Annotated in this window: 11 protein-coding genes and 1 other RNA gene; 9 read left to right on the forward strand and 3 right to left on the reverse strand. The window is 70.3% G+C overall.

Features of this window, described 5'->3' with window-relative positions; all coding sequences use genetic code 11:
- The first annotated feature begins 12 nt into the window (after positions 1 to 12).
- The 4 genes from CQ045_RS10770 to CQ045_RS10785 are packed head-to-tail and all read left to right on the forward strand — an operon-like array spanning position 13 to position 3,127.
- Positions 13 to 729, forward strand: coding sequence for an ATP-binding cassette domain-containing protein (locus tag CQ045_RS10770; protein WP_105723518.1), 717 nt, complete (start codon positions 13 to 15; stop codon positions 727 to 729).
- On the forward strand, positions 726 to 1,454 hold the full coding sequence (locus CQ045_RS10775; RefSeq protein WP_105723520.1) for an ABC transporter permease: 729 nt from the start codon (positions 726 to 728) through the stop codon (positions 1,452 to 1,454). Before CQ045_RS10770 ends, CQ045_RS10775 begins: the two co-directional genes overlap by 4 nt.
- Complete coding sequence (locus CQ045_RS10780) at positions 1,451 to 2,185, forward strand: hypothetical protein (RefSeq protein WP_105723764.1); 735 nt, start codon at positions 1,451 to 1,453, stop codon at positions 2,183 to 2,185. The genes CQ045_RS10775 and CQ045_RS10780 overlap by 4 nt, the downstream gene beginning before the upstream one ends.
- Positions 2,186 to 2,236: 51 nt before the next feature.
- Entirely contained in the window at positions 2,237 to 3,127 is an 891-nt protein-coding gene (locus CQ045_RS10785; protein ID WP_105723521.1) for a rhodanese-related sulfurtransferase, read from the forward strand.
- Between the two features lie 37 nt (positions 3,128 to 3,164).
- Here CQ045_RS10785 and CQ045_RS10790 read toward each other — a convergent pair whose 3' ends face one another.
- Genes CQ045_RS10790 through CQ045_RS10800 form a run of 3 tightly spaced genes read right to left on the reverse strand, consistent with a single transcriptional unit; the run spans position 3,165 to position 7,607 of the window.
- The gene (locus CQ045_RS10790) at positions 3,165 to 5,429 is read right to left on the reverse strand and encodes a DUF3488 and transglutaminase-like domain-containing protein (RefSeq protein WP_105723766.1); all 2,265 of its coding nucleotides are present in this window, start codon (positions 5,427 to 5,429) and stop codon (positions 3,165 to 3,167) included.
- Positions 5,416 to 6,606 (reverse strand): DUF58 domain-containing protein, encoded by a 1,191-nt coding sequence (locus tag CQ045_RS10795; RefSeq protein WP_105723523.1) that lies wholly within the window; start codon positions 6,604 to 6,606, stop codon positions 5,416 to 5,418. The genes CQ045_RS10790 and CQ045_RS10795 overlap by 14 nt, the downstream gene beginning before the upstream one ends.
- 11 nt (positions 6,607 to 6,617) lie before the next feature.
- On the reverse strand, positions 6,618 to 7,607 hold the full coding sequence (locus CQ045_RS10800; protein WP_105723525.1) for a MoxR family ATPase: 990 nt from the start codon (positions 7,605 to 7,607) through the stop codon (positions 6,618 to 6,620).
- Between the two features lie 241 nt (positions 7,608 to 7,848).
- Here CQ045_RS10800 and ffs point away from each other — a divergent pair.
- From ffs to CQ045_RS10825, 5 genes are all read left to right on the forward strand, one after another.
- An RNA gene (gene ffs / locus CQ045_RS10805) (signal recognition particle sRNA small type) lies at positions 7,849 to 7,945 on the forward strand.
- A 64-nt stretch (positions 7,946 to 8,009) separates the two neighbouring features.
- Positions 8,010 to 8,630 carry a rhomboid family intramembrane serine protease gene (locus CQ045_RS10810; RefSeq protein WP_105723527.1) on the forward strand — a complete coding sequence of 207 codons (621 nt, stop codon included), beginning with the start codon at positions 8,010 to 8,012 and terminating at the stop codon, positions 8,628 to 8,630.
- 161 nt (positions 8,631 to 8,791) lie between these two features.
- A complete protein-coding gene (locus CQ045_RS10815; protein ID WP_258131038.1) occupies positions 8,792 to 9,340 on the forward strand; it encodes a hypothetical protein in 549 nt (182 codons plus the stop codon).
- A 65-nt stretch (positions 9,341 to 9,405) separates the two neighbouring features.
- Positions 9,406 to 11,538, forward strand: a complete 2,133-nt coding sequence (pta, locus tag CQ045_RS10820) for a phosphate acetyltransferase (RefSeq protein ID WP_105723531.1) — start codon at positions 9,406 to 9,408, stop codon at positions 11,536 to 11,538.
- The gene (locus CQ045_RS10825; RefSeq protein ID WP_105723533.1) at positions 11,535 to 12,755 is read left to right on the forward strand and encodes an acetate/propionate family kinase; all 1,221 of its coding nucleotides are present in this window, start codon (positions 11,535 to 11,537) and stop codon (positions 12,753 to 12,755) included. Before pta ends, CQ045_RS10825 begins: the two co-directional genes overlap by 4 nt.
- Positions 12,756 to 12,800: the final 45 nt, after the last annotated feature.

Consider the following 12,800-nt stretch of genomic DNA (forward strand, 5'->3'; position numbering starts at 1 on the left):
AAGAGGATCAAGATGAACGATCATGCAATCGAAGTCCGAGCACTCACGAAGCGATATGGGAAGCGGACGGCCGTCGAAGCGCTGTCGTTCGCTGTGCCGCGCGGTTCCATCGTCGGTCTGCTCGGTCCCAACGGCGCGGGCAAGTCGACGACTCTGCGCAGCATCGTGGGCCTGCTCGCACCGACCAGCGGCGACAGTCTCATCGATGGTGCGCCGTTCACCGCACTCGACAACCCTGCCTCGCACGTCGGCGTCCACATGGACGGGTTCGGGTTCGAGTTGGGTATCACCGCGAGAAGGCATCTGGAGATATCTCGAGTCGCGGCGGGCGCATCACCCGACCGGGTCGACGAGGTGCTGGAGGTGGTCGGACTCGCAGCAGATGCGCGTCGCCGCGTGAAGACCTTTTCGACGGGAATGGCCCAGCGGCTCGGACTCGCTGCTGCTCTCATCGGTTCGCCCCGGACTCTCATCCTGGACGAGCCGGCGAACGGGCTGGACCCCGACGGCATCCGGTGGCTCCGGCGGTTCCTCCGCGGCTTCGCGGACAGCGGCGGCACCGTCTTGATCGCCAGTCATCAACTGCCCGAACTGCAACAGGTCGTGGATGAGGTCGTCGTCATCAAGCGGCGCGCGCTGTACGCCGGACGGCTCGGCGACCTCGTGACGGGTGACGGCGACTCGCTCGAGAGCAAGTACTTCGACCTCGTCGAAGGAGCACCCGCATGAGCAGCGCCATTCGGAGCGAAGCGCTGCGTGCCATGAGCGGACTCTCCATTCTGCCGGTGTACTTCATAGCGATCCTCATGCCTCTGTTCGTGCTCTTCTCCGACGGCTCCCGCTTCGATCTCGCCGGCCTCGATGCCGGTGCGGCGACCGTCCGGCTCCTGGAGCCGCTCGCCTGGTCTGCCGTCGCTGCGGCATTCGTCGGGGCATACGGTGTCACCCGTGAGTACTACTACGGCTCGATGGACCGGACACTCACCGGAGTCGGCTTCCGTCGAGTGTTCACCGGGAAGCTCGCGGCCGGTGCCATCGTCGCCGTCGCACTGTCTTCTTGCATCATGGTGCTGTGGACCGTGGGCGTTCATTTCATCCTGATCCAAGACGGACTGGCGCTCGCTCTCACCACGGATGCCTGGCGCATGTACGCCGGCGCTCTGCTGGGGGCGGCGCTCGGCGCTCTCGTGGGAGGCGCCATCGGCTGGATCACCCGTAACTACTACGTGACTGCGGCACTCGTGCTCGCCGTTCCGATGGCGGTCGAGTTCGCGCTGCTGCGCAGCGCGCCTGAAGTGGCGAGGTTCTCGCCCGGGTTGGCTCTCGCCGCGCTGAGCGTTCCTGGATACCAGGACCGACTGCTCGAGTTCGTGCCTGCCCTCGGCGTCGCGCTCGCATGGACTCTCGGCCTCGTCGCACTCGCATGGCACCGACGGCGAAGGGCGGTCGCGTGATCCGGCGGGCTCTCCGAGCACAGGCCCGCAGCTTCAGGTCTGACGTCGTCCTCCTCTGGAGCGCGGTGGCGGCGATCGTGGTGTCGCTCTCCCTTGCGACGAACATCCCGCCGGAGTTCGCGGACGCCCCTGCTGATGCTCGCGAGGCGCTCATCGCGCCCTTCGCGGCCGTGCTCGCGACCTATGGAGCAGTTCTTGCCGCTGTATACGGCTCGTTCCGATACACCGTCGACCGGCGAGATGGTGTCATCGCGCAGCGGCTGATGCTGCAGCCTCGCTGGGCGATCCTCCTCGTCCGGCTGCCCACTTCCGCCCTGGGTGGGGCGGTCGTCGCGCTCGCGGGCGTCGTCGGAGGTCACGTTGCGCTCACGATCGCCATGGGCGGCATCCCGGTGCAGTGGTCATCGGTCGGGACCGCCGTCGCGCTCGGTGCTGTCGCCGGCCTCTGGGGTCTGGGGCTGGGGATCGTCATCCAGGCCCATCTGGTGGCGTTGTTCGTCACCTCCATGTCCATGGCGGTGGCGTTGCTGGTCGCGCCGTTCTGGAGCGTCGGCGCTGCCTACTTCCCGCTGCTCGCGATGCTCGAGGCGTTTCAGTTCGACCTCGCCACCGTGGGACTGGCACCGGAAGACGCCCTCGACACCTCCCTGGCCGTGCTGGTGGCAGCAGGGTGGGTGGTGGTGGCGCTCGCGGCCGGTGCCGTCGCGTTCCTGAAGCGCGACGTGAAGTAGCGACTCTGAGCGCATTCCACCCACCACCCGCACCCGACGTAGGATTCCTGGGTGGCAACCCCCAAGATCGTCCTCTTCTACGCCTTCACGCCCCTCGCCGACCCCGACGCGATCCGCGTCTGGCAGCGCGACCTGGGCGAGGCGCTCGGCCTGCGCGGACGCCTGCTCATCTCGAAGGACGGGATCAACGGCACGCTCGGCGGAGACATCGGCGCACTGAAGAAGTGGCTGCGATCATTCCGCTCCTATGCGCCGTTCGCCGAAGCCGACATCAAGTGGAGCGAGGGGACCGGAGTCGACGCCGAGGGACACAGCCTCGACTTCCCCAAGCTCAGCGTCAAGGTGCGCGAGGAGATCGTGTCCTTCGGGGCTCCGGGCGAACTCCGCGTCGACGAGAACGGCGTCGTGGGCGGGGGCGTGCGTCTGACGCCCGAGGAGCTGCACGGCCTGATCGACGAACGCGGCGACGACGTGGTGTTCTTCGACGGAAGGAACGCCCTGGAGGCGCAGATCGGGCGGTTCCGCGGCGCGGTGGTGCCCGACACCGAGACGACCAGGGACTTCGTCCAGCTCCTCGACTCGGGCGTCTACGACGACCTCAAGGGCAAGCCGGTCGTCACGTACTGCACCGGCGGGATCCGCTGCGAGGTGCTGTCGAGCCTGATGACCGCCCGAGGCTTCGGCGAGGTCTACCAGCTCGAGGGCGGCATCGTCCGCTACGGCGAGAAGTACGGCGATGACGGTCTCTGGGATGGATCGCTCTACGTGTTCGACGGCCGTGGCTCGGTCGACTTCTCGGACCATGCCCGCGTCATCGGCGAGTGCGTCGGATGCGGGGCGCCGACCAAGCGCACCGCGAACTGCCCCGACCTGTCGTGCCGATCGCAGTTCGTCGTGTGCGACGCCTGCGAGGCCGTGCCCTGCACGGCCCACGCCGCCTGACTCGCGGGCCCATCCGTCCGTCCGGAACGCGTTCTTCTCAGACCGCCAGTCCCGGCTCGGCGGCGCGCGGCGCATACAGAGAACGCGGCAGCACCGCTGCACGCACCCGCGTCGGCCGATCGACGCTGTGGCGCAGCTGCACGAGCACCTCGCGCAACGGCGCGGCGAGATCAGCGGATGCCTCGCCCGCGCGCGCGTAGTTCGCCTGCTCGACGGCATCCGTCAGCTGCCGGAGTGCGGAGGCGTCCGCACCGCTCTCCCGCACGAGTCCGGCCGCGCGGACCCGAGGAGTGTCGGCGTCCGAGACGGGCAGCTGCAGATCGATCAGCGTGTCGCGGAGTTCGGCCCACGCTGCGGCGGGATCGCCGCGCCGGGCCCGTCCCAGGCGGTTGCGGCGTTCCACGAGGCGGATCAGGGCGGGGAGGAGGAGCAGCACCACGATGCCGATGGCGGTGAACAGGACCGGCATCGGATCGAGGCGACGCAGTTCGCCGCCCCCGGTCGACTCGTTTCCGGCTTCGCCGCGATCGACTTCCGGGCCTGAGGTCTCCTCGGCCTGCGGAGCGGTGGTCGGCGCGGGGGCCGACGGACTGCCGGGGCCGCCGTTCTGCGTCACCCCGGCGCGGAACGCGGTCGGAACACCGAGCGATGCGGTGGGCTCGAACGGAACCCAGCCCACTCCGGGGAACCGCACTTCCGGCCAGGAGTGCAGCTGATCGCTGGTCACGGAGAAGACCGATTCGCTGCCGCGCTTCTCCTCTGTCATCGAGCCGGGGAGGTAGCCGACGACGATGCGCACCTGCATGCCCAGGCTCTCCGCCATCAGGGCGAAGGCGCCGGCGAAGTGCACGCAGTAGCCGGAGCGCTCCTCCAGGAACTGCGCGACGGCTTCGGCGCCGGTGCCGTCGAAGCCCTCCTCCACCGGGGTCTCCAGCGAGTAGGCGAACTGGGAGCGGAACCAGTTCTGCAGGGCGACGAGCCGGTCGTAGTCGGTGCTCGCAGCGGCCGTCACATCGGTGGCGAGCTCGGCGATGATGCCGGGGAGCTCGACGGGTTCGGCCTCGGGATCGACGATCGGCGCGGCCGCGTCGATGGCGCGGATCTGTTCGAGAGTGGGGATGAGGCGCGACGATGTGACGGTGTAGTCGTTGCCGACCGCGTCCGCGCTGCGCGAGAAGAGGGTTCGGTTCTCGGGCGACACCCGCCATGATCCGGTGAGCCCCTGCACCTCGGTGGCGGGGTACGGGACCGGGAGCCAGGAGCTCGACATCCGCAGCACGCGGATCGAGGTGTTCTGCTCCTCCGTCGCGATGTCCTCGCCCCATTCCGGCGCTCCGAACCCGTCGGCCTGCGACTGCAGGTCTCCGCGGTCGGGCTGCCAGACGCGGCCGTCGAAGCGGGAGAGCGTCGTCAACCGCAGATACGGGGCGGTCTCGCCCTTCGCGGCCACGGTCAGCACCTCGACCGGGTTGGGCTGACGCAGGTCGTCGCCGAGGCGCAGTGACGCATCGACCGTGACCCCGACGCCGTTGCCGTTGAGGCTCGCCGTGACCGGCAGCAGGGGCGTGACGATCACCGTCGCCGCGAGCGCGGCGGCCCCGACCGTGACAGCGAGGGAGGTCGATGACCGGCGAGGGGATTCCGGATGCCGGCGGGCGGTGTACCGGAAGATGAGGAGCGCGAGCAGGCCGAACAGCACGAACCAGACGACGTTGGTGTCGCCCAGGGTGATGATCATCGGCACCGCGCCGATGGCACCGGTCAGCAGCGTGGCCAGAACGGCCGAGCGATGTGCCAGGAGGTGGTCGAGGAGGATCGCGACGACCGCGAAGCCGGCCCCCATGACCGCCGCGAGTGCGGGGGAGGGATCCAGCGGCGCCGACCCGAAGACGACCGCCTCCCAGGCGACGGCGCCCAGCGCGCCGAACAGTGTCAGGGTCGTCGATGTCGGGAGGATCCCGAAGAGGGCGGTGTCGCCGGCGACGAGCAGGGTCAGGACCGCGACGGAGACCAGGATCTGGGCGCTCAGCGTGGCGAGGTCGCCGATCCAGGCCGCCCGTCGACGCAGCAGGTTCCGCACGAGCGTCCCGGTGCCGACGACGGCGAGGATGACGACGAGGACGGTGAGCGACCAGCCCCCTGGAGCGATGACCGAGGTGAACGGCCACATCGCCACGAGTGACGCGGTCGCAGCGAGGGCTCCCGGACCGACGACCCCGGTCGGCTCTTCGCGGTCGCGGTGCCAGCGCGAGTTCGCCCGCGCGGCATCGATCGTCGCCGGAGCGTGCTCAGCGCGGAACATCGCCGACTCCGATCCGCGCGGAGACGGCATCTTCCCAGGCCTCGGCGATGTCGGGTCCGAGCGGCACCACCGTCCAACCGTGAGGGGTCGCGGCCTCGGCGGCGCCGGGGAGCAGGTCGGTGCCGAACAGCATCGGGGCCGCGGCTCCGGCCGGCCGCAGCAGGGCGGCGTCCTCCTCATCCAGGCGTCCGGTGATGTAGACCAGCGGGCCGGGCGGTGTGCCTCCCACGAGCGCCGCCAGGTCGCGGCTCTCCCCGCGAGGCGTGACCATCGCGAGTGCCACGAGCAGGCCGTCCCGGTCGTCCTCATGTCCGCGCAGTGCCCCGAGCAGGGTTCCCGCGCTGTCGATCACGTCGACGCTGTACCCCTCGGAGGCGAGGTGCACGGCCGAGGAGGCGCACAGCGACACGGCGGCCTCGAACGCGGGGTCCGCCTCGCTGCCGGGTGCATCCCAGCGGCGGCCGCTGCGGTCCAGCACGACGACCGCGTCGGGGCTCGACTCCTCCTCTTCCTGGCGCACCATGAGCTGGCCGCGGTGCGCGGTGGCCCTCCAGTGGATGCGGCGCATCGAGTCGCCGGGGATGTAGCCGCGCGGCGAGAGGTTGTCGCTGCCCTGTCCGAGCCGGGTCGAGGAGGTGTGCGCGGTGCCGCCGGCGGCGCCGATCCGCACGGCCAGCGGGGCGAGGGCGAACACCTCCGGGACGACGGTGACGCTCCGGGTGTCGCCGAACGCCTGCTCCCGCTGGGCGAGGCCGAATGGGTCGACGGTGCGCAGCATCAGCGGGCCGAGCGGCCACACGCCGCGCCGGACGCCGGTGATCAGGTAACTGAGCTGACCGGTCTCCGGGGGATACTCTCCGCCGGAATCGCCGGCCACGGCATCGGGCAGCTCGTCCCGCCACAGCCCCCGCGGCACGCGGAGGGAGCGCAGGGCGAACCGCACGGTCACGCGTGACGTCTCGGAGACGGTCAGGAGGTCGGTGGAGATCTGCCGTGTGACGGTGCCGGAGCGGCGCGGCAGCCGAACGGCGAGGAGCGAGAAGAGGGTGAGCGCGGCCAGCAGCACCCCGAAATAGAGGAGGATGCGGGCACCGAGGACGTTGGCGGCGATCATGCAGCACAGTGCGGCGATGAGCGCACCGGCGCCGCGGCTGGTGAGGGATCGGCGTCGTCGCATGAGGGATCCGGTCAGGAGCGTGTGGCGACGGGGACGCGCACCCGCTCGACGATCTGGGTGAGCGCGGCCTCGACCGGCTGCGCCCCCGCGCGATGGGCCCCGCGGGCCGGAAGCAGCCGGTGCGCGAGGACGGGGATGAGCAGAGCGGTGATGTCGTCCGGGATGACGTAGTCGCGTCCGTCGAGCGCCGCCCACACCTTCGCCGCTCGGACCAGTTGCAGGGTCGCCCGCGGGCTCGCCCCGAGATGGAGGTTCGGGTCGGAACGGGTCGCCTGGGCGAGTGCGACGGCGTACTCCTCGAGAGCGGGCGCCACATGGACCGAGCGGGCCCACGCGATCAGCTGGGCGATGGATGCCGCATCGGCGACGGGCGACACCGCGGCGAGCGGGCTGACCACGTCGCGCTGACGGAGCATCAGCGCCTCGGCCGCGGCATCCGGATACCCCATCGAGATGCGCATCATGAACCGGTCGCGCTGCGCCTCCGGGAGGGCGTAGGTGCCTTCCATCTCCAGAGGGTTCTGGGTCGCGACGACGAGGAACGGCTCCGGAAGCATGTGCGTGGCGCCGTCGACGGTGACCTGGCCCTCCTCCATCGCCTCGAGCAGAGCGGACTGCGTCTTGGGGGAGGAGCGGTTGATCTCGTCGGCGATCACGATGTGCGCGAACACCGCGCCCCGCTTGAACTCGAACTCCCGGTCGACGGGGTTGTAGACGGAGACGCCCGTGACGTCGCCGGGGAGCAGATCGGGGGTGAACTGGATGCGGCGCACCGTCGCGTCCACGCTCGCGGCCAGAGCCCTGGCGAGCATGGTCTTCCCGACGCCGGGCACGTCTTCGATGAGCAGGTGCCCTTCGGCGAGCAGGCACACGAGGGCGCTGCGCACCGCATCCGGCTTGCCGTCGATGACCTGGCCGATGGAGCCGAGGATCGCGGAGGTCTGCGCGGCGAACCGTTCGGCATCGATCGTCACCGGGATCAGGGGGGCGTTCTCTGTCATGCGTTCCCTCTCACGTCGGCGCAGCGATGCGCGTTACTCGATCGTAACCCTGTGGCGGGGGTAGCGCTCTGGCAGTTCCGCGTGCTGAGGCCGGGCGTCGCAGGAAGCGAGGACCGTCGCAGAGAAGTACGGCCCCGCGGAACCACAGCTGGTTCTGGGGGCCGTACTCGCGTTTGCCTCTGCATCTCCTGCGATTGCGGCGGACTGTCGTCGGGCCCGTCGTCGCCGGGTTAGGATGGTTGACGGCTCTCCGCGTGGCGGCATCCAGGCCAATTCCCCCAGGGCGGAAACGCAGCAAGGGTAACCGGGCTCTGCTGGGTGCGCGGAGAGTCACTTTCTTTTTCTGCAGGTGGTCCGCCCGACGCTCAGTCCCCTCGCGGTCGCACCTGAGAGAATCGTCCGGTGACCGTCACCCAGCCGCCGAACGCGGAGCATCCGCTCGGCCGATTCGCCTCGCCGGTGCTCCTGCTCGTCGCGATGTGGGTCGTGCAGTTCGCCGATGCGATCCTGCCGGGCTCGTTCTCCGGCTTCGGCCTGCGGTCCTGGGATGTCTCGGGACTCGGCGGCATCGTTCTCGGTCCGCTCCTGCATGCGAACTGGCAGCATCTCATCGCGAACTCGGTGCCCTTCCTGGTGCTGGGCTGTCTCGTCGCGGTCGAGGGCACACGCCGATTCTGGGCCGTCACCGCCATCGTCGCGATCGTCGGTGGCATCGGCACCTGGGTCGTGAACGCACCGGGAACGCTGACGGTCGGCGCGTCAGGACTCGTGTTCGGATACTTCGGCTATGTGGTGATGCGCGTGTTCGCACCGGGCAGGCGAGTCGCACACCGCGTCCTGTACGCCGTGATCGCGCTCGTCGTCGTCGCGCTCTACGGCGGGTCGATGCTGGCGGGAGTCTTCGGGGCCGCCGAGGGCATCTCCTGGCAGGGGCACCTCTTCGGCGCGATCGGCGGGGGCGTCGCGGCGCTCGTCGGCCGACGCCCCCGAACCCGAACCGACCGAGGAGCCCTCGCGGCATGAGTGCGAGGCGCGCGTCATCACGGGCGAGGCGCAGACCCGCCTCGAAGAGGCCGGCGTCGAAGAGGCCCGCCGCGAGAAGGAAGACCGCGGCGCGACGCCGCAAGCCCGGTGCGAGGCGCCAAGCGGCGATCCGGGCGCGCCGTCGGAGAATCCTGCGGCGGGTGCTCGTGTCGACGGCGGCCGTCGCAGTGGCCGTCGGGCTGTTCGTGCTCGTCCCGCTCGGGCTCGCCCGAGATCCCGCGCCCCTCTGCGTCGAGGAGCCGCAGACGTTCCCCGAGGCGGGCATCGAGGGCTGGAGCGGCGAGCAGCTCGAGAACGCGGCGACGATCGTGCGCACGGCGGCGACGCTCGGATTCCCGCGAGAAGGACAGATCCTCGGGGTGATGACGGCGATGGGCGAGAGCAGCCTCCGCAACATCGACTACGGCGACTGGGAGACCCGGGGCTTCACCAACCCCGACGGCTCGCGCACGACCAGCATCGGACTGTTCCAGCAGCAGGACTGGTGGGGGAGCGCGGAGCAGCGGATGGACCCGGCGACCTCGGCGACGCTGTTCTTCGACCGACTCGGCCGGCTGCCGGACTGGCAGGCGATGGAGCCCTCGCACGCGATCCACCGGGTGCAGGTGAACACGGACCGCGACTACTACTCGCGGTTCCAGGCGGATGCCACGGCGGTCGTCGATGCGCTGTCCGGTCCGTGCGAGTGAGGCCCCCGCATTAGTCCCGGTGCGGTCCTCGGGGGGTTCCCGGATGCCGCGCCTAAGCTGAAGCCGTGGCGCAGAGCATCTACATCACCTCCGCAGAAGGTCATACCGGCAAGTCGACGATCGCCCTCGGCGTGCTCGACGCCCTGATGCGCGTGTCGCCGCGGGTGGGGGTGTTCCGTCCGATCGCGCGCTCGGTCACGGCGCGGGACGAGATCCTCGAGCTGATGCTCGCGCACGACGGCGTGCACCTCGACTACGAGGACTGCATCGGCGTCACCTACGACGACGTGCGCGCCGACCCGGAGGCCGCTCTGTCGACGATCGTCGCCCGGTTCAAGGCGGTCGAGGCCCAGTGCGACTCGGTCGTCATCATCGGCAGCGACTACACGGACGTCGCGAGCCCCGCCGAGCTCGGGTTCAACGCCAGAGTCGCCGCGAACCTCGGCACCCCCGTGCTGCTCGTGCTCAGCGGTCGCGATCAGCAGCGCCAGGCCGAGCATCTCGGCACGACGACCGCACGACCCGCCGCCGCGATCGCCCAGATCGCCGCGCTCGCGCTGTCCGAGCTCGCCGAGGAGCGGGCCGAGCTGTTCGCGGTCGCCGTGAACCGTGCCGATCCCGAAGCCCTCGACGCCATCATCGAGGCCGTGCACAGCGCGCTCCCCGAAGACCGCACCCCGGTGTGGGCGATCCCGGAGGACCGCGCACTCGTCGCCCCGTCGATCCGCGGCATCCTCGCCGCCGTCGACGGCACGCTCCTCAAGGGCGACGACGACCGGCTGACCAGGGAGGCGCTCACGATCGTCGTCGCCGGCATGTCGATGGTCAACGTGCTGCCGCGGCTCACCGAGGAGGCCGTCGTCGTGATCCCGGCCGACCGCACCGAGGTCCTGCTGGCAGCCCTGCTGGCCGACTCGTCCGGCACGTTCCCGCGCATCGCCGGCATCATCCTGAACGGCCCGTTCCCGCTGCCCGAGCCGATCGTGCGGCTGCTCGACGGCTTCGCGTCCTCGGTGCCGATCATCACCACCGACCTCGGCACCTATGACACCGCGGTGCGCGTGATGAGCACCCGCGGACGCATCTCCGCGGACTCCCGCTCGCGTTACGACCGCGCGCTGGGCCTGTTCCAGGCGCACGTCGACGTCGCCGAGCTCACCACGCAGCTCGGGCTCGCCGAGGCGCATGTCGTGACGCCGCTGATGTTCCAGTACGGACTGATCGAGCGTGCCCGCGCCGATCGTCGGCGCATCGTCCTCCCGGAGGGCGACGACGATCGCATCCTGCGCGCCGCGGCGACCCTCCTCGCCAGGGACGTGGCCGATCTGACGATCCTCGGCGACGAGGCCGCAGTGCGGGCACGCGCCGTCGAGCTCGGCGTCGACATCGCGACGGCACAGGTGCTCAGCCCCACCGATCCCGAGCTCGTGGAGCGCTTCGCCGCGGAGTACGCGCGGCTCCGGGCGCACAAGGGCATCACCCTCGCGCAGGCTGCCGACACCGTCACGGACGTGTCCTATTTCGGCACCATGATGGTGCACCTCGGCCTCGCCGACGGGATGGTCTCCGGCGCCGCGCACACGACAGCGCACACCATCCGTCCGTCCTTCGAGATCATCAAGACCAAGCCGGGCGTCAACGTCGTCTCCAGCGTGTTCCTGATGGCGCTCGCGGACCGGGTGCTCGTCTACGGCGACTGCGCCGTGATCCCCGATCCCACCAGCGAGCAGCTCGCCGACATCGCGATCTCCTCGGCGACCACGGCCCGCCAGTTCGGCATCGATCCGCGGGTGGCCATGCTGTCGTACTCGACGGGAGAATCCGGATCCGGCGCCGACGTCGACAAGGTGCGGGCAGCGACCGCCCTCGTTCGCGAGCGCGCGCCGGAACTGCCGGTCGAGGGGCCGATCCAGTACGACGCGGCGGCGGATGCGGCGGTCGCCAAGGCCAAGCTCCCCGACTCCGCCGTCGCCGGGCGAGCGACGGTGTTCGTGTTCCCCGACCTCAACACCGGCAACAACACCTACAAGGCCGTGCAGCGCTCCGCGGGCGCCGTCGCCATCGGGCCGGTGCTGCAGGGCCTGAACAAGCCCATCAACGACCTGTCCCGCGGCGCTCTCGTCGACGACATCGTCAACACGGTGGCGATCACGGCGATCCAGGCGCAGGGAGCCGCGCCGGAAGGAGATGCCGCATGAGTGCGATCCTCGTCATCAACAGCGGGTCGTCCTCCCTGAAGTACAGCCTGATCGACATCGAGCAGGAGGACCTCCTCGCGAGCGGCCTGATCGAGCGCATCGGCCAGGATGTGAGTCCGATCGCGCACACCGTGCGCCCGGAGACCGACGGCGACGCCGCGCCGACGATGCTCGACGCGACGTACCGCAGCGAGCGTGCGATCGCCGACCACGCCGCCGCCTTCGAGGTGATGCGCGAGCAGTTCGCCGCCCACGGGCCGTCGCTCGAGGAGCATCGCCCCGTCGCGGTCGGGCATCGCGTCGTGCACGGCGGTGCCCGCTTCTATGCCCCCACGTTGATCGACGCCGACGTGGAGCGGCAGATCGACGAGCTCGCGGTGCTCGCGCCGCTGCACAACCCCGCGAATCTGGCCGGCATCCGAGCCGCACGGGCCGTGTTCGACGACGTGCCGCACGTGGCCGTGTTCGACACCGCCTTCCACCAGACGCTTCCGCCCGCGGCGTACACCTATGCGATCGACGCCGCGCTCGCCGCGGAGCATCGGGTGCGGCGCTACGGCTTCCACGGCACGAGCCACCAGTACGTGAGCGAATCGGCGGCGGCGTTCCTCGGCCGTGATCTCGCCGAGCTCCGCCAGCTCGTGTTCCACCTCGGCAACGGGGCATCCGTGACCGCGATCGACGGCGGTCGGTCGGTGGAGACGTCGATGGGTCTGACGCCGCTCGAGGGTCTGGTCATGGGAACACGCTCCGGCGACCTCGACCCCGCCGCGCTCGTGCATCTGTCCCGCCGTGCCGGACTCTCGATCGACGACCTCGACTCCCTGCTCAACACCCGCAGCGGCCTCGCGGGCCTGGCGGGGCGCAGCGACATGCGCGACATCCTCGCGGGAGTGGCAGCGGGAGAGGATGCCGCGACACTCGCGTTCGACGTCTACGTGCATCGGCTGCGCGCCTATGCCGGTGCGTACATCGCGCAGCTCGGAGGGGTGGACGTCATCTCCTTCACGGCGGGTGTCGGCGAGAACGCAGCCGCGGTGCGGGCGGCGTCGATGGCGACCCTCGGCTTCGCGGGCGTCGAGATCGACCCTGCGCGCAACGAGGCGCGAGAGCGGGGCATCCGTCGCATCTCCGCGGACGCTTCGGCCGTGACCGTGCTCGTCGTGCCGACCGACGAGGAGCTGCAGATCGCCCGGCAGACCGCCGAGCTGCTCTGATCCGCGCGCGGGGGTTACCCCGTGGCGCGCGACCGCATTACGCTT

The sequence above is a fragment of the Microbacterium sp. MYb66 genome (assembly GCF_002979435.1).
Classification (GTDB): Bacteria; Actinomycetota; Actinomycetes; order Actinomycetales; family Microbacteriaceae; genus Microbacterium.